The sequence below is a fragment of the Mesorhizobium sp. B2-6-2 genome, from assembly GCF_006440615.1.
Taxonomy (GTDB): domain Bacteria; phylum Pseudomonadota; class Alphaproteobacteria; order Rhizobiales; family Rhizobiaceae; genus Mesorhizobium.
On the sequence record NZ_VFUG01000001.1, the window covers coordinates 97,339 to 121,739 of the forward strand.

26 protein-coding genes, 1 tRNA gene and 1 pseudogene are annotated in these 24,401 nt (G+C 60.7%); 15 read left to right on the forward strand and 13 right to left on the reverse strand.

From position 1 onward, the window contains the following. Positions 1–130: 130 nt before the first annotated feature. A pseudogene (locus FJ419_RS00550) lies at positions 131–1,668 on the forward strand (IS66 family transposase). A gap of 1,124 nt (positions 1,669–2,792) precedes the next feature. Here FJ419_RS00550 and FJ419_RS00560 read toward each other — a convergent pair. Next, positions 2,793–3,770 carry a lysozyme inhibitor LprI family protein gene (locus tag FJ419_RS00560; protein ID WP_140686795.1) on the reverse strand — a complete coding sequence of 326 codons (978 nt, stop codon included), beginning with the start codon at positions 3,768–3,770 and terminating at the stop codon, positions 2,793–2,795. Between the two features lie 101 nt (positions 3,771–3,871). After that, positions 3,872–4,210 (reverse strand): hypothetical protein, encoded by a 339-nt coding sequence (locus FJ419_RS31015; protein WP_210241641.1) that lies wholly within the window; start codon positions 4,208–4,210, stop codon positions 3,872–3,874. A gap of 462 nt (positions 4,211–4,672) precedes the next feature. Here FJ419_RS31015 and FJ419_RS00570 point away from each other — a divergent pair, with 462 nt between their 5' ends. Both FJ419_RS00570 and FJ419_RS00575 read left to right on the forward strand, forming a co-directional pair. Next, positions 4,673–5,410 (forward strand): hypothetical protein, encoded by a 738-nt coding sequence (locus FJ419_RS00570; protein ID WP_140686796.1) that lies wholly within the window; start codon positions 4,673–4,675, stop codon positions 5,408–5,410. A gap of 592 nt (positions 5,411–6,002) precedes the next feature. Then, on the forward strand, positions 6,003–6,707 hold the full coding sequence (locus FJ419_RS00575) for an SOS response-associated peptidase (protein ID WP_140686797.1): 705 nt from the start codon (positions 6,003–6,005) through the stop codon (positions 6,705–6,707). 101 nt (positions 6,708–6,808) lie between these two features. On the opposite strand, the gene FJ419_RS00580 is transcribed toward FJ419_RS00575, so the two are convergent. Continuing rightward, positions 6,809–7,219 (reverse strand): hypothetical protein, encoded by a 411-nt coding sequence (locus FJ419_RS00580; protein ID WP_140686798.1) that lies wholly within the window; start codon positions 7,217–7,219, stop codon positions 6,809–6,811. 14 nt (positions 7,220–7,233) lie between these two features. Between FJ419_RS00580 and FJ419_RS30665 the strand changes: the two genes are divergently transcribed. After that, positions 7,234–7,410, forward strand: a complete 177-nt coding sequence (locus FJ419_RS30665; protein WP_181170566.1) for a hypothetical protein — start codon at positions 7,234–7,236, stop codon at positions 7,408–7,410. Further along, positions 7,407–7,607, forward strand: a complete 201-nt coding sequence (locus FJ419_RS00585; RefSeq protein ID WP_140686799.1) for a hypothetical protein — start codon at positions 7,407–7,409, stop codon at positions 7,605–7,607. Before FJ419_RS30665 ends, FJ419_RS00585 begins: the two co-directional genes overlap by 4 nt. A gap of 10 nt (positions 7,608–7,617) precedes the next feature. Here the strand turns inward: FJ419_RS00585 and FJ419_RS00590 are convergent, their stop codons facing one another. Both FJ419_RS00590 and FJ419_RS00595 read right to left on the reverse strand, forming a co-directional pair. Then, entirely contained in the window at positions 7,618–8,145 is a 528-nt protein-coding gene (locus FJ419_RS00590; RefSeq protein WP_140686800.1) for a transcriptional regulator, read from the reverse strand. 290 nt (positions 8,146–8,435) lie between these two features. Next, entirely contained in the window at positions 8,436–8,678 is a 243-nt protein-coding gene (locus FJ419_RS00595; RefSeq protein ID WP_246679094.1) for a helix-turn-helix transcriptional regulator, read from the reverse strand. Between the two features lie 104 nt (positions 8,679–8,782). On the opposite strand from FJ419_RS00595, the gene FJ419_RS00600 reads away from it, so the two are divergent. Beyond that, entirely contained in the window at positions 8,783–9,418 is a 636-nt protein-coding gene (locus FJ419_RS00600) for a hypothetical protein (RefSeq protein ID WP_246679095.1), read from the forward strand. 33 nt (positions 9,419–9,451) lie between these two features. On the opposite strand, the gene FJ419_RS00605 is transcribed toward FJ419_RS00600, so the two are convergent. Together FJ419_RS00605 and FJ419_RS00610 are read right to left on the reverse strand one after the other, a co-directional pair. Next, positions 9,452–9,528: transfer RNA gene (locus FJ419_RS00605), tRNA-Arg, on the reverse strand. 188 nt (positions 9,529–9,716) lie between these two features. Further along, the gene (locus FJ419_RS00610; RefSeq protein ID WP_140686801.1) at positions 9,717–11,210 is read right to left on the reverse strand and encodes a HAMP domain-containing sensor histidine kinase; all 1,494 of its coding nucleotides are present in this window, start codon (positions 11,208–11,210) and stop codon (positions 9,717–9,719) included. A 254-nt stretch (positions 11,211–11,464) separates the two neighbouring features. On the opposite strand from FJ419_RS00610, the gene rpmH reads away from it, so the two are divergent. The 3 genes from rpmH to yidC are packed head-to-tail and all read left to right on the forward strand — an operon-like array spanning position 11,465 to position 13,812. After that, positions 11,465–11,599: a 50S ribosomal protein L34 gene (rpmH, locus tag FJ419_RS00615; RefSeq protein WP_008833937.1), complete on the forward strand. Its 135-nt coding sequence runs from the start codon at positions 11,465–11,467 to the stop codon at positions 11,597–11,599. 16 nt (positions 11,600–11,615) lie between these two features. Then, positions 11,616–11,969: a ribonuclease P protein component gene (gene rnpA, locus FJ419_RS00620; protein ID WP_140633494.1), complete on the forward strand. Its 354-nt coding sequence runs from the start codon at positions 11,616–11,618 to the stop codon at positions 11,967–11,969. 13 nt (positions 11,970–11,982) lie between these two features. Further along, positions 11,983–13,812 carry a membrane protein insertase YidC gene (gene yidC / locus FJ419_RS00625; RefSeq protein ID WP_140686802.1) on the forward strand — a complete coding sequence of 610 codons (1,830 nt, stop codon included), beginning with the start codon at positions 11,983–11,985 and terminating at the stop codon, positions 13,810–13,812. A gap of 199 nt (positions 13,813–14,011) precedes the next feature. Here yidC and secB read toward each other — a convergent pair whose 3' ends face one another. Next, a complete protein-coding gene (gene secB, locus FJ419_RS00630) occupies positions 14,012–14,515 on the reverse strand; it encodes a protein-export chaperone SecB (protein WP_140542956.1) in 504 nt (167 codons plus the stop codon). Positions 14,516–15,004: 489 nt separating this feature from the next. Next, the gene (locus FJ419_RS00635; protein WP_140542957.1) at positions 15,005–15,499 is read right to left on the reverse strand and encodes an FxsA family protein; all 495 of its coding nucleotides are present in this window, start codon (positions 15,497–15,499) and stop codon (positions 15,005–15,007) included. A 201-nt stretch (positions 15,500–15,700) separates the two neighbouring features. On the opposite strand from FJ419_RS00635, the gene FJ419_RS00640 reads away from it, so the two are divergent. The 4 genes from FJ419_RS00640 to FJ419_RS00655 are packed head-to-tail and all read left to right on the forward strand — an operon-like array spanning position 15,701 to position 18,443. Continuing rightward, entirely contained in the window at positions 15,701–16,408 is a 708-nt protein-coding gene (locus tag FJ419_RS00640; RefSeq protein WP_095767958.1) for a Tim44/TimA family putative adaptor protein, read from the forward strand. 23 nt (positions 16,409–16,431) lie between these two features. Then, positions 16,432–17,535 (forward strand): murein transglycosylase A, encoded by a 1,104-nt coding sequence (locus tag FJ419_RS00645; RefSeq protein ID WP_140686803.1) that lies wholly within the window; start codon positions 16,432–16,434, stop codon positions 17,533–17,535. Further along, positions 17,532–18,056, forward strand: coding sequence for a Smr/MutS family protein (locus FJ419_RS00650; protein WP_140686804.1), 525 nt, complete (start codon positions 17,532–17,534; stop codon positions 18,054–18,056). The genes FJ419_RS00645 and FJ419_RS00650 overlap by 4 nt, the downstream gene beginning before the upstream one ends. Before the next feature lie 24 nt (positions 18,057–18,080). Continuing rightward, entirely contained in the window at positions 18,081–18,443 is a 363-nt protein-coding gene (locus FJ419_RS00655) for a helix-turn-helix transcriptional regulator (protein WP_140686805.1), read from the forward strand. A gap of 220 nt (positions 18,444–18,663) precedes the next feature. On the opposite strand, the gene FJ419_RS00660 is transcribed toward FJ419_RS00655, so the two are convergent. The 4 genes from FJ419_RS00660 to FJ419_RS00675 all read right to left on the reverse strand — a co-directional run bounded on the left by FJ419_RS00660 (position 18,664) and on the right by FJ419_RS00675 (position 21,929). Continuing rightward, positions 18,664–18,903 carry a hypothetical protein gene (locus FJ419_RS00660; RefSeq protein WP_140686806.1) on the reverse strand — a complete coding sequence of 80 codons (240 nt, stop codon included), beginning with the start codon at positions 18,901–18,903 and terminating at the stop codon, positions 18,664–18,666. A 277-nt stretch (positions 18,904–19,180) separates the two neighbouring features. Further along, positions 19,181–19,798: a transglutaminase-like cysteine peptidase gene (locus FJ419_RS00665; protein WP_095767963.1), complete on the reverse strand. Its 618-nt coding sequence runs from the start codon at positions 19,796–19,798 to the stop codon at positions 19,181–19,183. 187 nt (positions 19,799–19,985) lie between these two features. Beyond that, positions 19,986–21,263: a polyhydroxyalkanoate depolymerase gene (locus FJ419_RS00670; protein WP_140686807.1), complete on the reverse strand. Its 1,278-nt coding sequence runs from the start codon at positions 21,261–21,263 to the stop codon at positions 19,986–19,988. A 303-nt stretch (positions 21,264–21,566) separates the two neighbouring features. Next, entirely contained in the window at positions 21,567–21,929 is a 363-nt protein-coding gene (locus tag FJ419_RS00675; RefSeq protein ID WP_095767965.1) for a septal ring lytic transglycosylase RlpA family protein, read from the reverse strand. A gap of 309 nt (positions 21,930–22,238) precedes the next feature. On the opposite strand from FJ419_RS00675, the gene FJ419_RS00680 reads away from it, so the two are divergent. Both FJ419_RS00680 and FJ419_RS00685 read left to right on the forward strand, forming a co-directional pair. Then, positions 22,239–22,424 carry a hypothetical protein gene (locus tag FJ419_RS00680; protein WP_140645963.1) on the forward strand — a complete coding sequence of 62 codons (186 nt, stop codon included), beginning with the start codon at positions 22,239–22,241 and terminating at the stop codon, positions 22,422–22,424. Between the two features lie 633 nt (positions 22,425–23,057). After that, positions 23,058–24,398: an FAD/NAD(P)-binding protein gene (locus tag FJ419_RS00685; protein ID WP_140686808.1), complete on the forward strand. Its 1,341-nt coding sequence runs from the start codon at positions 23,058–23,060 to the stop codon at positions 24,396–24,398. Positions 24,399–24,401 lie beyond the last annotated feature (3 nt).

A 24,401-nucleotide genomic window follows, 5' to 3' on the forward strand; every position in this document is an offset into this window, starting at 1 on the left:
GCTTGATTGGCGGCGGGTTCATGAAGCTCGCCGGACGCTCGCTCCGGCGCAGGCGGGTTGATCCGCGACCAAGTGAATCAGCCTCGATTCCGCTGTCGCCCGGAACTGGCGAATATGGTCTCATCCGGTCATGGCGATGACGGCGGACCAGCTTCCCGACGATCTGGATGTGCTGAAGGCGATGGTCATGGCGCGCGATGTCGAGAATACTCGCCTGACCCAGATCATCAAGGAATTGCAGCGTCACCGCTTCGGCCGTCGCGCCGAGAGCCTGCCCGAAGATCAACTCCTCCTCGGGCTCGAGGAGGCCGAGCAGATCGAGCCGGCCGGTAAGGAAGAGGCTGAACGTGCCGATCCTGCCACGCGCAAGGAACGCACCGCAACGCGGCGGGCGAACCGTGGCTCGCTGCCTGCCCATCTTCCTCGCGTGGAAATGGTCGCCGACATCGAGGACCATGCCTGCCCATGTTGCCGCAACGGCCTTCATCCGGATCGGCGAAGACGTCAGCGAGCGCCTCGACATCGTGCCGGCGCAACTGCGGGTGATGGTCGTGCGCCGGCCCAAATATGCCTGCCGCGTGTGCGAGGACGTCGTTGTCCAGGCTCCAGCGCCCGCCCGCCTGATCGAAGGCGGCCTGCCGACCGAGGCGACGGTCGCCCAGGTTCTGGTCTCCAAATATGCCGATCACCTGCCGCTCTATCGCCAGGCGCAGATCTACGCCTGGCAGGGCATCCATCTCGACCGCTCCACGCTCGCCGACTGGGTCGGCCGCCGCCTGGCATTTGCGTCCGGTCCACGAGCGACAGCTGGATAAGCTGAAAGCCTCGCCAAAACTCTTTGCCGACGAGACTACGGCACCGGTGCTCGATCGCGGCCGCGGCAAGACTAAGACCGGGCAGCTCTGGGCTTATGCCCGCGATGACCGACCATGGCAGGGGAGCGACCCGCCGGGCATCGCCTATGTCTATGCGCCGGACCGAAAGGCGGAGCGACCGATCGCTCATCTGGCGGGCTTCGCCGGAATCCTGCAGGTCGGCGGATATGATGGCTATCGGATGCTCGCCTTCTGCTGGGCACACGTGCGTCGGGGCTTCTACGAGTTCGCAGCAGCCGGCCCGGCGCCGATCGCCAGCGAGGCGCTCCGGCGCATCGCAGAACGATATCACGTGGAGGACGACATCCGCGGCCAGCCGCCAGGCGCACGTCGCGCCGCAATTGCCGGCATACTTGGGCGATGTCGATCTGCGCCAGGAAAGGACCCGGCCGATCCTGGCCGAGTTCGAGCCGTGGCTACGAGAGAAGGTCGGCCTGATCAGCCAGAAGACCAAGCTCGCCGAGGCGATCCGCTATACGCTGTCACGCTGGGAGGGGCTCACCCGCTTCCTCGACGACCACGTATTGAGGTCGACTCCAATACCCTCGAGCGGTCTATCCGTCCGATCGCGCTTAACCGGAAGAACGCCCTCTTCGCGGGCTCTGACGGTGGCGCCGAGCACTGGGCCGTCGTCGCTTCGCTCATCGAGACCTGCAAGCTGAACGACGTCGAGCCGCTCGGCTACTTGGCCGACGTGCTCACCAGGATCGTCAACGGGCACCCGAAGAGCCAGATCGACGATCTCCTGCCCTGGGCCTACATCCCTGCTCCCGAGTTCAAGGCAGTGGTCTGACACCGCTTACGTTTCGGCCGCACCGCTCGCTCGCACTTCATCGCGCGGCTTAGGCGGTTCACATCGACATCGCCAAAGAGCTCGAGCCGTGCTCCGCTCAGCGCCGAAGTCGGCGCATCAGCCCCAGACTGACAAAGCCGATTAATGAGCTCACGAAACTGAGACCATACAGGTCGCGCCATAAGTGGGGTTCAACGCCCGTGGCGTCATGCCTAACGCTCTGTAGAAAAGGCACGAAGCAAAGTGCGGACAGTATCGCGACGATGAGAAACAATGCGACGAGCAGCCTTGTAATAGTAACGACAATACCCTCAGATCCGGAGTGTCCCAGCAACCATGCGGCTACAGGCACTGGGAGTCGGGCGCATTCCCCCCAGCCTATGAAGCCCACCAGAAAGCCCCACAATAGCGCGTGCGCGTGTACTATTTCCATAATGTGACTTCATCAGACGGATTGATCCCAGGCAAGTTAGCTGCTGCGCAAACACCACGGCAACGGCCAATATGGACACCCGGAACATCTCGCCGTTTCAGGTTTAACCAAGCCATTCTACGATCTATAAAAGTGGAAACTGCACCATGGGTTAAGTGATCGGAACCATGCCTACTCATCGTTCCAGATCACGTTCCCGCCATATGGACCTCGACGCGTTGCCTAAGTGGGCTTTCGGGAGGTTGTCCACTCGGATCGGACCGAGGAGACTGGAGTTACCAGCATCATCAACGGCACCCAGACGGCTGATCGACGATCTCGTGTCTTGGGCCTGTGGCCTGCGGACACCGCTTACGGCATTTCCGAGCACGAGATCGAAGAAGAAATCGGGAGTGCCTATGAGGCTATCCACGCCGCTGGCGTCAAATCGAAGTAGGCAGATTTCGAGAACGGGGCTGGGGTCAGGAATATAATCTTCTCCGGTGCGGCGACCCGGCGAAGACACCATGAGGCTAGTGCAATTCAATGATTGATTGGTGGAAAGATTAGCCGCCCTGAAAAGCGATTAGAATTCAGTGCGAGCGGCGGAAGGGTTGTCCGCCAAACAGAACGGCAGAGTCAACTTCGTTCAACGCATCTACCGCAGCCCAACGGCACTGATGCACACGCTAGCGGCGGCGCCACGATCCAATCATTGGCCGGACTGCTGGTATTCCCGCTCGCACTGATTGAACCCCGCATCGCCTGTATGGACACTACGAAATTTCGGGTAGCAGCAAAACTGCAACCAGCAATACTTCCGGTTGTCGTTTTCGGTCAGGCAGCTTGCGTAGGCCATCCGCTGCATACATACAGGTTGTGGCGCTGCTTGCGGCACTGATTCCCCCACGTCGTTCGCGTTAGGCAGGGATGATGCCAACGGGTCATCGGGGGCGGGTTGAGAGGTCACCTCGTCGTTTGCCGCCCGAATTTCATCATAGAGCTCGTCCGTGCGGGCGGTGTACGAATCGTCAATGCAGATTGGCGTTTTGCATCTATTGCGCTTGGCTAGAAACGCGCCCTGATCCTTGCGAATTCGGGCAATTTCCTTTGGATCCCTGACCCGCTCCATCAACTGTTTGTATGCGCTGTCCAGATTATTGTCGGCGCTAGACAGGCGTTCAACATTGCAAATGGTAAGCTCGACGTTGGTGGATGCTTTCGCGCAATTGAAACTTGGGTGAAAGTCCTTAGCTGGCGCTGCGGTTTGGCCAATGGATGGGTCCGGTTTTGCGTTGGAATTGGCTTTATTCATCAATTTGCGTGATTGCGTTTCTGCATCCTGTCGTTTTTGAGCGCACTCAGACATAAGGGTGTTATAAGCAATAATGACCTTATTCCGATCGCTAACATCATTGGCGCATTGGTTGAAACGCCCCGAAGAATTATTCATACAATCATACCACGATTTAGACCCCATGTTTATATCTTTACACGCTACGATACCAGAGTATTTGTAGCACTCATTATGAATATCCAATATTTCGTATTTGCGGAGATCGTCCGGACAGATGTGTCTTTTCACTGTGTCCACCATGACGTCTTTATCGTCGGCAAATGCGCCTGAGGTTGCAAAGAGCGCTGTAAAAAAGAAAAACGTCATCGCGAGACGCTGCACTGAAAATTGCATCGCTTTGTCCCTTTAGAGAATAATTCCCCCGTAGCGTTTCGCCCCAGTGCGCCACCGCCATTGGTCAGAGCGATTGTCGTAGCGCGATGTGTCTATACCGATCACATCGCGCCGCCTGGACGGCTTTCCGCCGAGCGACCTCCGCAGCGTGAGCCGTCAGCCGCTGTGCTGTTGTCGGTAGGGCAGTTGCCCGAGTAGCCCCCTCCACCGGATGCCGGCGATCTGTATTTCTGAATCACCGCGACGCTGCGTTGCCCATCGCCTTCGATATGCGTGTTGTTGCTGTTCGGGTTGAATGGATCGACGGTTTGCAGAAGGGAATTCGTGTTGCTTGCGTCACCAGACGCAAGCGTCATCGTGTCGTAGTTATTCAAATAATCGGCAGCACAACCTGAAACGAGAACCGCAGCCGGTACGGCAAAATACGAGCGCAAACGCATTGAGGTATCCCCCGACACCGCATGAGATTATGCGCTTTCTGTGCTTTATTGTCGAATCCGTTGTTAGGCGGGTTGCGATTTGCGGCGCGTTAAGCAAAGTTGACAGCGGGCTAGGATTTGGGGGGATCATGAAGCGGTTTGCTTTGACCGTCGCTGCGTCGTTAGGCTTGGAGACTGCGCCACACCACCGCAAACGACAACAGGGGTTCCGAGTGCCGGTCCTTCCACACAGGCAGATAGAGACCGGTTGGCGGTTCTGACAAGCCAACGAGACAAGGCTGCGACCGGTGACGCTCTTGGTGTGTTTCCTAATCGGTGCCCCTGTCTCGTCAATGTCCGGCGGCGATCACGAGACCGAAATTTCAGTCCTCAAAGGACGATGCGGACCGCCGAGAACCTAAGTCGCTAGGCATGTTGTGGTAAGGTCGTTCAGCTGGGGCGTTAAGCGTCGATGGGGTTGCGATGATAAAAGGGGAGAGCAATTTTCATCTGAAGCGATGGCTCGAGTATTACAACGGCAATTTCGCCGCAGTTTCGGCGATACTGTTCGCGGTTATTGTTGTGTGCGCCATCCTGTTTACCGTGGGGTATCTTTGTGTATTTCATATTGGTCTTGTTTGGATTGTCGGGTACGCTGATTTGGTGAAGATTGGGTTTGTCAGCTCAATTTTTGTGCTTCTTTTACTGATAAGTTTCGACAATTTCTTATCGATATTTGAACCAATATTAACTGCGAGCGCTTTAAGCATTGTCAATAAAATTGTCGTAGCGGCAATGGTCATCGCGACCATTGCTTTAAGCGTTGTCGCATATCGAATTAGGCATAGAATCGATAGCGGATTCGGCAACGGAACCGGGGTACTCATTTGTATACTAGTAGCCTATGTCACGCTTTTATTTGCAGTGACGCAGCGCATTCATTTGGTCGTTAGCTCTAATGGATACACATCGGCCGCTGGATTAGTTAAAGTGTTTTGGTATGTTTTCTTGATTTCTGCTATATCCGGCGGATTTTATGGTGTTATCGTGAAAGTGAGTGGTGGAATGAGGGAAAAGATTATTTTGGACGATCGGGTGTTCGACAACGCCGTGGTGATTATGCTCACGGAGAGTTACGCTGCAATTTACACCGATCACGGCGATGTTGTGACTGTGCCGGCCGCTCGCGTTCGTGAGGTTCAGGGCCAAAGCAGATTCTAGTGTTGCCGGGGCAGGATGGTGACAAAAAGGTTAGTCGAAAAGGTTAGTCGCTCTGGAACGCGCAGTGATTTCAACGGTTGTGGCGGAGAATGCCTCCGCCAATGGGCCATTGTGGCTGCAAATCTTGTGTTTGTTGCCGGTTAGGGTAATGCTGTCATCGGCCCAAAGCAGAGTGCGAGCGCGATGGATTCGAGTCCGTGTGAGATTGTCGATGAGACAGACGAGTATATCAACTTGGTGGTTGATATGCGATTTTCCTACGTGGACGAATTGGGGCAGCCTTACATTCAGAAAGATTTTCGGGTGGGTGGAGATGTTTGGCGGGTCCACAAGTGTGATGCGGACCCTTTCCCATCAAGTCCGCATGCTCACTGCATTGCCGGACGCCAATCTTTCGTGGGCACCAAATTGCATCTGGGTACGCGGGAGATTTATAGGGGACGTTCCTTCACGGGCCTATATCTGGCCGTGAAAACGTTCAACCAACTCATCGACAAAATCCGTCCCAAATTTCCGCGGGTGGTCCTCCCGCTGCCGATTGCTGATTGAATTCGCCTAGCTCATCGCGTTTTCCTCATGCACATTCGGACGCATGTGCAATCTCTACAACATCACCACCAGCCAAGACGCCATCCGTGAATGGACCCGGGCTTTGCGGGACATCATGGGCAACCTTGAACCGTCGCTAGATGTCTATCCCAACATGCCGGGACCGGTTTTGCGCAACGCGCCAGATGGTCAGCGCGAGCTAGCGAAACTAATTTGGGGAATGCCAACGCCGATTGAGCGAGTGACGGGCAAAGCCGACTATGGCACGACCAACATTCGTAACCCGCAATATGCGCATTGGCAGCAATACCTAGGCCTGGAAAATCGTTGCGTTGTGCCTGTGACCAGCTTCGCAGAGCCGAGCCCAACGCCGAACGACAAAGACCCCGAAACCGGCATTCAACGCAACTATTGGTTTGCCCGCAGCGAAGACCGCCCGCTGTTCTTTTTCGCCGGCATGTGGACGCCTTGGCATGGTGTGCGCAGGGTCAAGGACGGGGCAGGGGATTTCGAGCTTTACGGCTTCATGACGACCAAGCCGAATGCTCTCATTGCGCCCATCCATGAAAAGGCAATGCCGGTGATTCTGACAACACGCGAGGAAGTCGAGACGTGGCTAACAGTGCCGTGGTCCGAAGCCAGGCACATGCAGCGGACAGCGCCGGACGATGCGCTGGTGATCGTTGAGAAGCCGGCCACACAGATCAAGTTCCCGCAACAACCACCGGCGCAAGGCTCGCTGTTCTAGATGTGGAGTGGCCTTCGAATTCTGTTCGACTTTGCACCGTGGTTTACGATTGCCCTTCTGCTCGCCATTTTGGTGGTAGGGATCATTCGTCGCATCCGCTCTTAGTCGTCGCGCCAGACCGGGCTTTTCCGAACCTTTATCTTAACCAGACGGCGCACGGTCATCCGCTCGCGCTCGGCTGCGACAGGCACGATGACATCGCATTCGATGTTGTCGTTTCGGCCGCACCGCTCGCATTTCATCGCGCGGCTTAGGCGGTTCACATCGACATCGCCAAAGAGCTTAATGAGGTCGTCGGGATCGTAGTAGCGACGGCCGTGGCGATCATGACAGTACCCGCAATCAACCCATACCAACTGTCCGTGCTGGACGGCTGAACCAAGGAACCAGATCGTTGTTCGGCGTTTGGGCGGTTGCTCGGGCATGGGACACGAATAGGAACCAATTCCTTGCCGAGTCAATTCGACCTTGACAATTTTGTTCCTCTTTTGTTCACTGTCAACATCGACCATTAGGAGACAATGAAATGGATCACATTGTCAGGCTCGACAGCCGCCAAGAGGCTGCATTGCAAGCGACCGCCGACAAATTCATTACGCTTCACAAAGGCGATGCCGTGAAAGCGCTCAAGGAAATGATCGTGCTGAATGGACACCTTCAACAGCGGCTCGATGCGTTGTCAGGGGCACGGCAACGCCAATGACAGGCATCGCATTCGCAAGAGAGCTAGAGAGCGCATCAGACGCCATCGGTGACATCAGCCGCGCCGATCTGGCAATCATGCTTAGGCGGGCCGCAATTTGCTTGCACGCGATCGTCCGCGAATGGCTGGAAACCAACCCCTATCTGACGGTGCCATATGCGCTGGACGACGAAAGCGTGACGGAGGGTAGCGCCTAGCCTTGCGAGGTTAACGTCGCCAATCCCGTTTCTTCAACCGCTCAACCGCAACGTAATGAGCGCGATTAACCAGCCCCAATGCAAGGCCGACCGCAGCCGATGAGAATAGCCCAAAGCTATTCACCTCGACCTTGCCATACGGCTTCGCGGAATGATGCAAATTGTTGCAGAGGTCCATAACCCGCCGGTCCTCGAACGAGACACGATGACTGTGCGCAAATTCGTTACGGATTTTCCGCAAAGTGTCGCAATCATCCCGTTCCACGTCCGAAATCAAACTAAGGCAATGCGCTGCTTTGATACGCGCAGAGAACGTCCCGAGCGGTGCGTTGAAGCCATCCAGCAAGACCGCTTTGTCGGAATCTTCGACCAAATACGCGTCGATGATCCCCCGCAGTTGCTCGTCCAAATAGGAACACGCAACCATTACCGCACCTCTTGGGCTTTCCGCGTTGTGCGTATCGAGGAACGGCAAAAATTCCTTCAGATGTGGGTTCGCTTCGAGCACTTCCTCATTTGGTACACGGACCCACGGCATTAGCGATTGTCCTGTCTGGTTAGTAGACTGGTTAGTTGGCCACTAACCGAAAACCGTCAAACCCTACGTTTTCCCAGCGTTTTAGGGGTTGACTTGGCGGAGGGAGTGGCATTCGAACCATTCGGCGAAGTTAGCCAGCGAGCGCTCGGACATTTTCCCAGGCAAGGTCGCTTTTGGAGGTCGGCCACCGCAGTTCTAACGACCTACATGAGGTTCAAACCCGCCGCTCGCCCGCTACAGCGCTTTTGGGTGGCGCGCTCGCGAGCGGCTCGGATGGTCGTAGCTACGATTCAGTTTGGCTCTGCTGCCAATCTTTTGATTGCTGCGGAAGGATCGAACCCCAGGATTCTCGCCAGATCGATGAATTCGACTACGTCGACGCGGCGCTGGCCGCTTTCGAGGCGAGCCACAAAAGACTGATATTCGCCTAGCCTCGCGGCGAGCTCGGTCTGAGTCAGCCCACTAGCCTCACGCCTTTCAATCAGCATTGCGATCAAGAATTTGTGGCGCTGCGTTCCGAGCGTTTTGACCACAGATCTGCCTCATCCGGTTCCAGATGAGGGCTTCAATTATATCTGATTTCCAGTTATCTTAAATTCAGATACGACCTCGCCGTGTCGAGTTGGAGGAATCCAGGATGGCGCCATCAGCAGCAACGAATCATGACCCTGCCATGGTCCTGTGGGCCGCATGGCGTCGTGCCCAACATACGTCTCAGGTGCTTTGTAGGGTGCAGCAGCGGCTGGAGACCAGAATCATCAGCAATACCGGAATTCAGGTATTGACCCCGGACGAGATTACAAAGCGGCCCACGTCAGTGGTCGCACCGGACGGCGTCCGGCAATACGCTGTCGCTCAGGAGGCCGAAGTCTTAGCCATGACCGAGGCGCTCAAACTTCAGGATGCGCTCCCAGAGGTAGCAGCTCTGTCCCTGGCTGGCATCCTGGCTAAATTGGAGGTGATCGTCGGAGCGGACCGGGACATCGGCGATCCGACCGATTTCCCTTGGCCACACCTCGCTTCCGTTCTGCGCGATCTGAAAGCCATTGCGGGCGATTTGCCTCCATATGAGTCGGACCGCTCCACGACTCACGCTGATGTGGCTAGGCACTTGGAGCAGGCAACCCAGCTGTTAGAAGCTGTGGAGACGGAAGAGGCTGCGGAACACATACGCCAGACTGCGACATCGTTCGCGGAAATATCCGTTTTTCCAAAACCGGCTGAAAAACCGGCTGAGTTCCAAGACCCAAGCCGGTGTAGACACTCGCGATAGCTCAAAAAACGGAGGGAAATCAATTTGATAGAATGGCGCGCCCGAAGAGATTCGAACTCCTGACCCCCAGATTCGTAGTCTGGTGCTCTATCCAGCTGAGCTACGGGCGCGCAACAGGCCGTGCATGACACAGGCCCCGCGATCCGGTCGAGTGGGCCGGCCGCGATGTGGAGTGTTCCCTAACGACTGAATTTGCGAAAAGCAAGCCGATCCGGCAAAAGTTTTGTCGCAGGTGGTTTTGCCGGCTTTGATCGAGGCGCGCCGCTGCCGACAAGCGGCTCCGCCGGAGGTGGCGGCCTCAAGCCGGGCGGCGCAAACCGTTGCGGGCCTGATCGAGCCGCACCGGCTGATCGGGGATGGTGACGGCGAAGACGGTGCGGCCGCCGATCGATTCGACCAATTCAACCGTGCCGCCATGCGCGCGGATCAGCTCGTGCGCGATCGCCAGACCAAGCCCGGTGCCGCCGCTGCGCGCCGAGCCGCGGAAAGCGGCGAACAGGTTCTCGCGCGCCTTGGGCGGCAGGCCGGGGCCGGTGTCGGTGACGGTGATGCGGCTGACGCTGCCCTGGCGCTCGGCCGCGACCGCCAGCCGGCGCACCACCGCGCTTTCGGTGTCGGCGGCCATCGCCTGCACGGAGTTGCGGCAGAGATTGGTGAGCACCCGAAACAGCTGGTCGGAATCGGCATCGACCTCGAAGGCATGTTCGATGGCGTTGATGAACTCGATGCCGTCCTCGATGTCGAGCAGGCCGTGCACGTCGTCGACCAGCTGGCGCAGCCGCACGCGGCGGCGCGATGGCGCCGGCTCCTGCGTGCGGCCGTAGTGAAGCACACCTTCGGAATAAGAGACGGCGCGGTCTAGGGCGCGCAGAAGCTTCGGCGCGAAGGCCTGCACGGTCGGGTCCTTCACCTGGCGCAGGCGATCCGACATCAGCTGCGCGGACGCCAGGATGTTGCGCATGTCGTGGTTTATCTTGGAGACGGCCAGGCCGAGATCCGCGAGATGCTTCTGCTCCGACAGCATCTTCTGCAGCCGGTCCTGCATCTGCGACAGCTCGCGCTCGGCGACCCCGATCTCGTCGGCACGGTCGGCGGGGCGGATGACGCGGCCGGGATCGTCGGGCGCCTCGGAGAAGGCCAGGATCGAACGCGTCATGGTGCGGATCGGCCCGATCATGATCAGGTCGATCGCCGCATAGACCAGCATGGCGGTGAACAGCGAGATGAGCAGCGAGACGACGGCGACGTTGCGTGAGTATCGGAGCATAGCGTCGCGCAAACGGTAGTCCGGCATGATCAGCTCGAATTCCTTGTCGCTGTCGCCAACCGGGCCGAAGACGCGCAGCATGCGCTTGCCGCCGAAGAACAGCGTGTCGAGCGCGCCGGTCATGCCGTTGACCAGGCCGACATTGGCGATATCGATGTGCGCGTCGACTTGTGGCGGCATGTCGGCGACCACCAAAAGCCGCGAGACGCCGCCATCGCGCACGGCGATCGCCTTGGCGCCGATCGCCATCAGCACGTCGTTCTGGGCGTTGTGCGACAGCGAGTTGGGCTCGCCCTGCAACAGCACGATCGACACCGCGGCGGCCGTGCTGAGGCGCTCCTTCAGCCAATTGACCCGGTAGCTGGCGATCCAGGGCAGGAAGATCAGGATTTCAGCCAGCAGCACGAAGGCGATGGTGAGTAAAAGCAGCTTGGTCGACAGACCGCGCGACAACGGCACCCGGCGCGACGAATTCGTCGCCGCCGGCTGTGCCTTCTCGTTTATGGGCAGAGTTTCACTCGTCATTGACGCGCATTCACAAAGGCTTGATCGGCCAAGATTATGCGATTTGCGGCTTTTTTGCCAATTTCATCGTCGGCTCCGCGAAAAATGCCTCGCGGCGGGGCGGATTGACTTCCAAAGACCTTCTTTCTATAAGCCCGCTCACGCTCGGGCCATTCGTCCCGGCGCGGTTTCGATCGCGCCTAGGCCGGCCCGGCAAAGCTCCTGTTACACAGTGACAGAATCAAGAAGGGCCGCACCCCGCGGTATTAAAACAAATGAAGCGTACCTACCAACCGTCCAAGCTCGTGCGTAAGCGCCGGCATGGTTTCCGTGCCCGCATGGCCACCAAGGGTGGCCGTGGCGTCGTTGCCGCCCGCCGCAATCGCGGCCGCAAGCGGCTCAGCGCCTGAACGAAAGACGAGATCGTTGCCCGCACCCGGCAAGCCACAGGGGAAAACTCCCGGGCGGCTTCTGAAACGCGCGGAATTCCTTGCTGTGCGCGGCGGCGAGAAACGCCGCGGACGGCTTTTTCTCGTTGAAGTTCTCGACCGCGGCGATGACCTTGCGCCGCGCGTCGGCTACACCGTCACCAAGAAGGTCGGCAACGCCGTGGTGCGCAACCGCGTCCGGCGGCGGCTGAGGGAAGCCGTGCGCGTTCATGCCGCCGATGACATGGCGCCCGGCAATGACTATGTCATCGTCGGGCGTGAAGACGTGCTTGCCATTCCGTTCGGCCAGTTGAAGGCCGAGCTCTCCCGCCGGCTGCGCGGAACACGATAGGCCAAGGGCTTCGATGGAAAACAATCGCAATTTCTTCATCACCATCGCGCTGTCGGTGCTGATCCTGACGCTCTGGCAGGTGTTCTACATGAACCCGCGCATGGAACAGCAGCGCGAGCAGACACGCGTCGAGCAACAGCGCGTCGAGGCGCAAAAGAAGGAAGCGCAGGGCACCAATCCAAGCGCGGCTGGAACGCCGGCCCCGACCGCCGGCGCCATTCCCAGCGCGCCCGGCAGCGATAGCGTGACCGCGGCCAGCCGCGACCAGGCGATTGCCGCCACCAAGCGCGTCAAGATCGACACGCCCAGCCTCGCGGGTTCGATCAACCTGACCGGCGCGCGCCTCGACGACCTGAGGCTCAAGCACTACACCGAGACGGTCGACAAGAACTCGCCCGAGATCGAGTTGCTCAACCCGTCGTCGCTGCCCAATGGCTATTTCGCCGAGATCGGCTTCGTCGGCAACGACACCACCGGCACTGTGCCCGGCGCGGATACGGTGTGGAGCGTCGACGGCAATCCGACGCTGACGCCCTCGACGCCGGTGACGCTGACCTTCACCAACGACAAGGGCCTGACGTTCAAGCGCACCATCTCGATCGACAACGAATACATGTTCACCGTTTCCGACGCGGTGCAGAATTCGGGAACGGCCGCCGTCTCGCTCTACAATTACGGGCGCGTCACCCGTTTCGACAAGCCGGCCGTCGCCAGCACCTATGTGCTGCATGAGGGCCTGATCGGCGTGACCGGCAGCGAGGGGCTGCAGGAATACAAATACGCCAAGATCGAGAAGGACAAGGAATACACGCCCAGCAAGTCGACCAATGGCTGGCTCGGCATCACCGACAAATACTGGGCCGTGACGCTCATCCCGACGGAGAAGCAGCCCTTCCAGCCGAAATTCTCCTATTTCGAGTTCAAGGACGGGCCGCACAGCCACAGCTACCAGTCTGACTACCTGTCCGACGCGATCAGCGTCGCGCCCGGCCAGTCGACGACGGTCGAGTCCGAGATCTTCGCCGGCGCCAAGGAAGTCTCGACCATAAACGCCTATGCCAAGGACCGGCAGATCCGCCAGTTCGACCTTTTGATCGACTGGGGCTGGTTCTATTTCATCACCAAGCCGATGTTCTGGCTCATCGACACGCTCTACAAATTCTTCGGCAATTTCGGCTTGGCGATCCTCGCCACCACCGTCGTCGTCAAGGCCATCTTCTTCCCGCTCGCCAACAAGTCCTATGCCTCGATGGCGAACATGAAGAAGGTGCAGCCGAAGATGGTCGAGATCCGCGAGAAATACGCGGACGACAAGATGAAGCAGCAGCAGGCGATGATGGAGCTCTACAAGACCGAGAAGATCAATCCGCTGGCCGGCTGCTGGCCGGTGGCGCTGCAGATCCCGGTCTTCTTCTCGCTCTACAAGGTGCTCTACATCACCATCGAGATGCGGCACGCGCCGTTCTTCGGCTGGATTCACGACCTTGCGGCGCCCGATCCGACGTCGATCTTCAACCTGTTCGGCCTGCTGCCGTTCGCGGCGCCCGCCTTCCTGCCGCATATGGGCGCCTGGGCGGTGGTCATGGGCATCACCATGTTCCTGCAGATGCGCATGAACCCGGCACCGCCGGACCCGACGCAGGCGGCGATCTTCACCTGGATGCCGGTGATCTTCACCTTCATGATGGGCAGCTTCCCGGCCGGCCTCGTCATCTACTGGGCCTGGAACAACACGCTGTCGATCCTGCAGCAGGGCGTGATCATGAAGCGCCAGGGCGCCAAGATCGAATTGTGGGACAATCTGACATCGATTTTCCGCAAGAAACCATCGCCGGCGGAATAGACGGCTCCTGAACTGCTAAGACGAAAAAACCCCGGCATCGTTTTGTCCGGGGTTTTTGTTGATCAGGCTCAGCGAGCAGCCGTCAACCTTCGAGATTGGCCGTGGCCATGTTCCCGGTCGTCATTCCAGGGCGGAACAAGCAGCGAAAAAAAGCCCGGCGCGAAGCCGGGCTTTCGATAGGGTGTAGCGCTGGTTCGCCTCAGCTCACCTGGACCTTGTCAGCCGCAGCCTGGTCCTCGGCGATGCGCTGCTGGAACATCTGCGCGAAATCGATCGGATCGAGCATCAGCGGCGGGAAGCCGCCATTGCGGGTGGCGTCGGCGACGATCTGGCGGGCGAAGGGGAACAGAAGCCGCGGACATTCGATGAACAGCAGCGGCAGCATGTGCTCCTGCGGGAAGCCGCTGATGGCGAAGACGCCGCCATAGACCAGCTCGACGTTGAACAGCACTTCCTGGTCGAAGGAGGCCTTGGCGTTCAGCGTCAAGTTGACGTCGAACTGCTTGTCCGAGAGCGGGTTGGCGTTGACGTTGACATTGATTGCGATGCCTGGAGCCTTGTCGCGGCCGCGCAGCGAATTCGGCGCGCCGGGGCTTTCGAAGGACAGGTCCTTCACATATTGCGCAAGCACATTGAGCGAGGGCTGGTTTTGGGTGCCGTTGCCGTTGGCGGCGCCGGTCGCGGCGTCATCGTTGCTGGCCATGAGCCTTTAAGTCCTTTTGCCTGGGCAGCATTGCTGACCGGATTGAAATCGCGGGTTCGCTACCATGCTCGGCCGGACAAAACAAGTTTTGCCGCCTCTGTCGGGCGATAGGTCCGGGACTGGTTCCCCGTCACAGGGATTTTGAAAGGTTGCGGTTTGTCTTGGTGCAAGTTTTTCCGTTCATTTCCGTGAAATCAGCGCAAACGCCGGGGATTGGTTGAAGCCGCCCCAACCTCGTCATTCTATGGCGGAGCAAGGAGCGAAGCGACGCGCGCAGACCATAGAATTCCGTGACTTGGAAGCGCCGCCACGGTGCAGAATTCTGGTCCGTTGCACGCCTTCGCGAAGGTAACGGCATGGATTCCAGGGTCTTCGCGACGGAGCTTCGCTCCTGCTCCGCCCTGGAATGACGATCGCGATAGGGCGTTTCGGCCAATCTCCAAGGCATGCCGCCTGCCAGAGCCGACCGGGCAAAATCCCCGTCCGGGACTAATCGTTCTTCAGCCGCCGCCAGGGCGAATTGTGGTCCGGCCGGTCCGGATAATCGTCGCGAGAATAGTCGCTGTCGTCGAGGTCGATGACGTGATCGCGGCGGCGCGCCGAAAAGCCGCGGCTGAAGCTAGTCGCCATGACGATGCGATTCTTGAGCAGGCGCCAGGCGAAGTCGCGCACCGGCGGCAACAGGAGAAGAATGGCGAAGAAATCGGTGATGAAGCCCGGAATGATCAAAAGGATCGCCGCCAGCACGATCATCGCCCCATGCGCGAGCTGGCGGCTGGGGTCGCGCCCGGCGTCCATCTCCGTGCGCACCCGCGCCATGACGCCAAAACCCTGAAGCCTCAGCAGCAGGCTGCCCGCGACGCTGGAAAGGATGACCAGCCCGACAGTCGCCAAAGCCCCGATCTCGCGGCCGACGACGACGAAGCCGGCGATCTCCAGAAGCGGCAGCAGGAGCAGGAACAGCGGGATGAACGAAATGCGCAAGTCTTGACCGATCGCTTTCTTCTTTTGCGGCGCTGGCGGACAATCGCCGCTGGCCTTGGCGCCTTTAGATAGGTATGGCTGCCTTTGATTTGAATGATTGCGCCTGCCGTTCTATATGCTTTGGGTGTTGAACGCTATGCGACCGCGGTCCCCAGGGGTTACGCCGGTCCGGCACGGACAGGGATCGAGTTGGCGGAAAATATGGGTTTCTTCGACTTCGGCACGATTTTCTTTCTGATTGCGGCGGTTGTGATCTTTTTCCAGCTGCGCAACGTGCTTGGACGTCGCACCGGAAACGAGCGCCCGCCCTTCGATCCTTATTCGGCGAGCCGCACGCGCGAGGCCGATGCGGCGCAAAAGCCTGAAAATGTGGTGTCGCTGCCGCGCAAACGCGCGCCGGGCGAAACCGCGCCCGAGATCTATGCCGACATCGACGCCTTCGCCAAACCCGACACCGATCTCAACAAGGGCCTGCGCTCCATCAAGGACAATGATGCGTCCTTCGAGCCGAAGGGCTTCGTCGACGGCGCCAAGATGGCCTATGAGATGATCGTCATGGCCTATGCCGACGGCGACCGTAAGACGCTGAAGAACCTTTTGTCGCGCGAAGTCTATGACGGTTTCGTCGCCGCGATCGGCGATCGCGAGGCCAAATCGGAGAAGATCCAGTCCTCCTTCGTCGGCATCGACAAGGCCGACATCGTCGCCGCCGAAATGAAGGGCTCGGAAGCGCATATCACGCTGCGCGTCGTCTCCGAGCTGATCTCGGCGACCCGCGACAAGGCCGGCGCCGTCATCGACGGCGACCCTGAAACGGTGGCCGAGGTCAAGGATGTCTGGACCTTCGCCCGCGACACCCGCTCGCGCGACCCGAATTGGAAGCTCGTCGCCACCGAAGAAGAAGATTGAGATCAAGCGGCGGGGCCCCAGTCGTGCCGCTCTCTTCCGCATTCGGCATAAAATCCTTCAGCGACCTTCCGGGTTGGGGCGAAGATGACCACGCCGCGGCATTCGCCGCGTTTCGTCGCTCGGCCTTCCGCGCGCCGATAAAATCTTACCGGACCGGATCGCTCGGCGTCGATTTCAATGCTTTTGCCGATGCCTATGCCGAGGCGCGTGCCGTTTCGGCGCCGAGCACGTCCGAGGCGCGATCCTTTTTCGAACGGCATTTCGTGCCGATGAAGGTGCGGCCCGAAAACGGCTCGGGTCTCGTCACCGGCTTCTACGAACCCGAGGTCGAAGCCTCGCCGGTCAGGACCGGGCGGTTCACCGTTCCGCTGCTGTCCCGCCCCGCCGACCTGATCGACATCGACGACGGCAACCGTCCGGCCGGCATGGATGCCTATCTGGCATTCGCCCGCCGGACCGATGGTGCTCCGGTCGAATATTTCGATCGTGGCGAAATCGAGCGCGGCGCGCTCGCCGGCCGGAACCTCGAAATCGCCTGGCTCGCTGAGAAGGTCGATGCGTTTTTCATCCACGTGCAGGGCGCGGCGCGCCTGAAGATGACCGACGGCAGGCTCGCCCGCGTCACCTATGCCGCCAAGTCCGGCCAGCGCTTCACCGGCCCCGGCAAGATCTTGAGCGATCTCGGCGAGATCCCGCTGGAAAAGGTAACGATGCAGTCGATCCGCGCCTGGTTCAAGGCGCATCCCGATCGGGTCGACGAGATCCTCTGGCTGAACCGCTCCTATATCTTCTTCCGCGAGGCCGCGGTCGATGATGCTTCGCTCGGCCCGATCGCCGCCGCCAAGGTGCCGCTGACGCCGGGTCGCTCTGTCGCGGTCGACCGCCTGCTGCACACATTCGGCACGCCCTTCTATATCGACGCGCCGACGCTCACCGCCTTCGACGAAAAGCCGTTCCGGCGGCTGATGATCGCGCAGGACACCGGCTCGGCCATCACCGGTCCGGCGCGGGGCGACCTCTTCGCCGGCTCAGGCGACGCCGCCGGCGAGGTCGCCGGCGTGGTCCGCAACGCGGCCGATTTCCATGCGCTGGTGCCGCGTGCGCTTCTGGACGGAGCGACCCCGTGAGCCGCCGCGACGATCATCTCAGCGACGACGACCGTATCCTGTGGAACCTGGTGGCGCGCTCGGCGCGGCCGCTGAAGGGCAAAACCGCCGTCGAGATCCCCGACATCGTCGAGCCCAAGCCCGAGACGCCCCGGCCCGCCGCCAATGGCGTAGCGGGCGTGGCCGCCAAGCCGAAGGCGCCGCATGTGGCGCATTCGCTCGACGACCAGACGTTGCACAAGCTGAAGAAAGGCCGGCTGCCGATCGAAGGCCGCGTCGACCTGCACGGCATGACGCAGGGCGAGGCCTATTCGCTGCTGCTCACCTTCCTCAACCGCGCGCATGCCGGCGGCATCCGTTACGTGCTAATCATCACCGGCAAGGGTTCGTCCTCGGGCGGCGACGGCATATTGCGCCGCGCCGTGCCGGCCTGGCTGTCAACGCCGGCCTTCCGGCATCTGGTGTCCAGCCACGATCATGCTGCCCGCAACCATGGCGGCTCGGGCGCGCTCTATGTGCGGCTGCGGCGGATACGGTCATGAGGATTTGGCGATGAGCCAGCCGACATGACCCCGTTCGGCGAGAAGCTCAGGACGCTGCGCGCCGAGCGCGGCGTCAGCCAGAAGGCGATGGCCAAGGCCATCGGCGTCAGCGCCGCCTATCTTTCGGCGCTCGAGCACGGCCGCCGCGGCGCGCCGACCTGGACACTGATCCAGAAGATCATCGGCTATTTCAACGTCATCTGGGACGACGCCGAGGATCTTGCCCGCCTCGCCGAAAGCTCGCATCCGAGGGTCAGGATCGACACATCCGGCCTGTCGCCGGCGGCCACCGAGCTGGCCAACCTTTTGGCCGAGAGCATCGAGAGGTTGGATGAGGCGGAGCTGAGGAAGATCACGGCATTGGTCCGAGCTGCGCTGAGGGGATAGTTTGCCCGGATGAAACGGGTGCGGCTAGCCGACGCCGCCCGAACTTCGTCATCCACGGGCGGAGCGGGAGCGAAGCGGACGCGCAGACCCGAGGATCCATTTCGCGGTTTCGCGCGAAGGGCAAGGCGGCGCAGAACAGAGATCGTTCTGCACCGCGGTGACGTTCAGCGAGGGCCACGGCTTCCGTGTGCTAGGCCGCGGACAGCCCTTATTCCTGAAATCACTGCTTGCCGGCGCCGGCGCCGTTCGTGCTACCGCGTCCGCCATTGTTGTTGTGATCGCGGCCGCCGTTACCACCGCCCAGACAAGCCGAGGAGCTGACGCTGCAGCAGCGGCCGCTCCACAGGTCGTTGAGATTGGTCTTGGCGCAGCTTTTGGTGGTCTCGTCCGCCAGGGCCGATCCGGTCAGGGCCGACACCGCGATGGCGGCAAGCAAGGTGTTTCGCAGGAAAGCAGTCATTGAAATTCTCCATGGTTGGGTTTGTCATCCACGGCTGTGTGTCGCCGGCCGGACGGAAACGGTTCATGGAGTTGCGTGAAAATTTTCGGCACGGCCGGGCTTTTTTGTTGTCATCGCCCGTTGCGCCAGAAGCGCCCCGCTCAATCCACCGCCACCTCCAGCCACAGAGCCTTTTCGCCGAGCGTCGAAACCAGCTTGGCATGCGCCCGCGCGGGGCGCTTCCTACCCACAGCGGAGGGGGTAGAGTGCCTCGCGAAGAAAGCAGGGTGTTCGAGGCTTACTGCACCGAGCCCACAAGCACAGGCTGGCCGTCGCGGATCGAGACCCAGCGTCCGGTGTTGTCGATCGCCTGCCGCTTGAGGAAGCGATAGCCGGTCGCGTCCCAGGCTTTGACCTTGTCGGTCAGGTTGTCGAGCACATAGTCGCCCTTGTCGGTGCGCACCGTCAGCACCGAATGGCCTTCGCCGTCCGGCTTGCGCACGACGGTGATCAAAAGGTCGGCCAGCGACATGCCCAGACGGTAGAGCTGGCGGCGCTTTTCCAGCACATAGTCCTCGCAGTCGCCATAGCCGTCGTCCGGATAGGCCCAGACTTCGTCCTTGCCGTAGTGATCGAGATCGCTCAGCGGCTTGACGGCGGCGTTGACCTTGGCGCTGACGCTGACCAGCCTGCGCCACAGGCCGTCCGTCATCGTGGCCGGCCCGAGATTGACCGGGCGGATGTTGCATTCGCTGGGATGCGATTTGCAGAAATCATAGTGGCCGATCGGCTGCGACGTCAGGCCGCCCGTGGCCATCGCGCCCGCCGCCCAGGCCGGCACCGCCCAATGCGCAGAGATCGCCAGTCCTGCGGCCGCACACAAGCGCAGAATCCGCGTCATCGCTGAGGAAGTCATTGTCCCCGCCCTGTTCTTTATTAACGAAACGTTAAAGGCGATTTACAGTCCGTGTCAATTGGAGACGATGGTCAGTTTGGCGGGATGGTTACCTGCGCGATCCCGTAGCGGCACTTTCGCAACAGAAGCGCGGATGCAACACCGCTGGCCGCCAGGTGGCGGCTAGGCTGATGCCGGGCTCCGGAGTTCAGCTTTTGGCGGAACGAACCAGTTTCGGCTTCGCCGCCACCCGGTGCTGGCGGCCATAGCTGGAAATGAAGTCGACAATGCGCGGCACGATCTCGGAGCGGAAGCGCGAGCCGTTGAAGACGCCGTAATGGCCGACGGCTGGTTGCACGTAATGCGCATGCCTGTCGGCCGGGATGTTGACGCACAAATCATGCGCGGCCTGGGTCTGGCCGAGACCGGAAATATCGTCGTTCTCGCCCTCGATGGTCAGCAGCGCGACGTTGCGGATCGCCCTCGGATCGACCGGCTCGCCGCGATGCGCCATCTCGCCTTTCGGCAGAGCGTGGCGCACGAACACGGTGTCGACCGTCTGCAGGTAGAATTCCGCCGTCAGGTCCATCACCGCAAGATATTCGTCATAGAAGTCGCGGTGCTTCTCGGCGCTGTCGCCGTCATGCTTCACAAGGTGCATGAAGAAGTCCTTGTGCGCGATGATGTGGCGGTCGAGGTTCATGCTCATGAAGCCCGAGAGCTGCAGGAAGCCGGGATAGACCGGACGACCGAAGCCCGGCACCGGCCACGGCGCCGGCATGACGACATTGTCGCGGAACCAGTCGATGCCCTTTTCCTTGGCCAGAAGATTGACCGCGGTCGGGTTGCGGCGCGTATCAACCGGTCCGCCCATCAGCGTCATGGTGGAGGGCACGAAGGGATCGCCGCGCTTTTCCATCAGCGCCACCGCCGCCAGCACCGGCACGGAGGGCTGGCATACCGCCATCACATGCGTGTCGGGGCCGAGCGCGTGGAACATCTCGATGATGTAGTCGACATAGTCGTCGAGATCGAAGCTGCCTTGCGCCGCCGGCACCATGCGGGCATCGACCCAGTCGGTGATGTGCACGTCGGCATGGGGCAGCATCGCCTCGACCGTGCCGCGCAGCAGCGTCGCGTAGTGGCCCGACATCGGCGCCACGATCAAAAGCTTCGGGTCGGGCTTGCGGCCGGCGGTCAGCGCGCGCTCGAAACGGATCAGGTCGCAGAACGGCTTCGACCAGACCGTCTTTTCGGTGACGCCGACGCTTTTCCAGTCGACCACGGCCTTGTCCAGGCCGAACTGCGGTTTGCCGTAGCGACGGGTGGTCCGCTCGAAGAGCTCCGCGGTCGCCGCGACCGAGCGGCCGAAGGGGGTGTGGGAAACCGGATTGAGCGGGTTGGAGTAGAAGAGCCGCACCGCGTCGGCATAGAAGCGGGCCGGCTGCAACGCCGCATGGTTCATTTCGTAGAGCTGGTAGAACATCGCGAACCCCGCTGCCGTCCGACGACCAAAAGGACGACGAACTGCGCCGAGCCTTGAATGTCTCCTGGCGAGGTTAACAAGATATTGTTGCGATGCAATACGTCATTTTGTCTGACGAATGCATCTTTCGTTCAACCTGTTGAAAACCGGCCTTAAGCGGGCGAGCCGGCTCAATGTGCGCTGCCGAAATGTGAAGGATATGTGTCCGGCTCCCTCATGCCGGGGATTGGTCGAAACCGTCCAATCTCGTCATTCTATGGCGGAGCTTCGCTCCTGCTCCGCCCTGGAATGACGAAGAGCGGCTCAGACGCGCGCCATGCAGACGGCGGTATGGCCCGAACCGATGAAGCCCAGTTGGCCGGCGGCGCCGCGGGAGAGATCGAGCATGCGCCCCTTCACGAACGGACCGCGATCGTTGATGCGCACGACGACGCTGCGGCCGTTGTTCTTGTTGGTGACCCGAAGTTTGGTGCCGAAGGGCAAGGAGCGATGGGCTGCAGTCAGTGCCGAGGGGTTCATGCGTTCCCCTGAAGCGGTTCTGGAATGCAGCGCATACCAGGAAGCGCGGCCGCACTGCGCGGCGGCGGAGGAGGCGGATGAGGCGCCGGCCATCAGGCCAGCCGCGATCGTTACCGCGACAAGCGCAGTCTGGTTGGTTTTCTTCATGCTTTGGGGATGGCTCCGTTAGAGATATGCCCCGCCGATAGGTGCCGAATGAGGCGGGAAATGCGGCATTGATCTGGCGGTTCCATGGCGACAGCACACGTTTGGAGTCGCCGCGAAACAGTTTGTCATGATATTCACAGCCCGTTAAGGCGTATTCTTAATGAATATCGGGCCGGCATGCGGGACATTCTGGGCAAGATCGGCCCACAAGATTTGAGGTACTGAGGGACGGAACTGCTTCGGTTCCTCGACGTCTTTTGTTGCGTCCCCATTGACGTTCAGGATCGACTTCCGGAGAGGGTCCAGCCGATGCGATTGATCAGGTTTGTGCTGGCGCTGATTGTGCTGGGGCTGGGTGCGCTGTGGTCGCTGCAAGGCCTCGGTCTGGTCAAGGGCAGTTTCATGACCGGGCAGACGCAATGGCTCTATATCGGCCTCGTCACCATGCTGGTCGGCGTGGTCGGCCTCCGTTGGGCGAACCGCTCGCGCATCTGACCTTGCCGGACGGGCGGAGACGGCTGGCGAAAAAGGTTAGTCTGCGACCCGATCATTGCGACCAGTGCCGCCAGGCCCAGTAGAAGCTCTCGTCGCGTGGCGGCAGGCCGTCGCGTTCGCGGAAAGCAGCATCCTTGCGCATTGGCTGAGCGTCTCTTCGTCATTCTAGGGCGGAGCAAGGAGCGAAGCGACGCGCGCAGACCCTAGAATCCATTCCGTGACATAGAAGCGATGCGGCGGTGCAGACTATCCGGTATCGCGAGGCCTTCGTCTGCACCGGGGTGCCTATCATGGATGTAACGGCATGGATTCTAGGGTCTTCGCTCCGCTTCGCGTCGCTCCGCCCTAGAATGACGAAGGAAGATGGTCGCCGCCCTCCCACGAACACCCCAGCGAACGAAAAATCCGCCTGTCATCCCATTCAAGCAAATCCATGCCACAAAGGGCGGGCGAATTGGGACCTTGGTTTCGTGCTTGGTACGGTTAGTATAGTAATCTTATCAACATTGGCAGTGAGAGAACGATGCGCGACCTTCAAAAAACCGTTCCGGCGATCGTTCGTGGCTTGCGGCTGAGGCCGCCCGCGGCGCTCGCCCCGCGCTGATCGCTCAAATCACGTTTCGGCTAGCAGTCATGGTGGGACGCGGCAACTCCATCATCATTGTCGGCGGCGGCGCAAGCGGCGTCGTGCTGGCCGCGCATCTGTTGAAGTCGCCCAATCCGGATCTGCGCGTCACATTGATCGAGAAGCGGCCGCATTTCGGCCAGGGCATGGCTTACTCGACGCTGCTTTCGGCGCATGTGCTCAATGTCAACGCCTCCGGCATGAGCGCCTATGCCGACGACCCGACGCATTTCGCGCGCTGGGTGCTGGAACGCGGCCTCGCCAGGCCGGACCAGGGACCGTTCTACGCGCCGCGCAGCCTCTATGCCCGCTATCTGCAGGATGTGCTCGAGGGCCTCGAGGAGCGCGAGCGCGAGACCGGGCGTCTCAGGTTGATCCGTGAGGAGAGCCTGTCGATCGCGCCGACCTCGTCGGGCGTCGAGGTCGCACTCGCCAACGGCACCAGCGTCGTGGCGCATCTCGCCGTCATGGCCACCGGTCACGACGAGCAGCCCGGCGCCTTCCAGGGTCACGCCGTCCGGATGGGGACGGAGGCCGACACCGCGCTCGATCCTGAAGCCCAGGTGCTGCTGCTCGGCACCGGCCTGAGCATGGTCGACGCTTTCCTGTCGCTGGAGCAGCGCGGCCATCGCGGTTCGATCGTCGCGGTGTCGCGGCGCGGCCTGCTGCCGTCGCCGCATCGCAAGGGCAACCCGATCAAGCTCGATATCGCCGATATCCCGCTCGGCACCCAGCTTTCCTATTTCGTCGGCTGGTTCCGCAACCTGATCCGCGAGACCCAGAAAGCCGGCGGCGACTGGCGCGACGTCGTCGATGGTCTCAGACCCTTCAACCAGACGATCTGGCAGAATTGGCCGTCCTCGGCCAAGCGCCGCTTCGTCGAGCACACCAAGGCCTGGTGGGACATCCACCGCCACCGCATGGCGCCGGAAGTCTATGCGCGCGTCACCGAGGCGGTCGCCTCAGGCCGCATCCGCCTCGTCGCCGGCCGGGTGGTGGACATAGAACCGAACGGCGGCTTTATCGTGAAGATCCAGCCGCGCGGCACGCAGGACGTCGAGACCCTGGACGTCGCCCGCCTTTATGATTGCATGGGCATCGCCCGCGACATTTCGCGGACGTCGAACGGCGTCGTGCGCTCGTTGGTCGAGCGCGGCCTGGCGCGTCCCGATCCGCTGCGCCTCGGCCTCGATGTGACCGCGAAATGCGAGCTGATCGCGGCCGACGGCACGGTGTCGTCGAAGCTGCTCGCCGTCGGACCGCTGACGCGCGGCACCTTCTTCGAGATCGACGCCATTCCCGACATTCGCGTGCAATGCGCGAAGCTGGGCAAGCAACTGCTCGGATAAGGC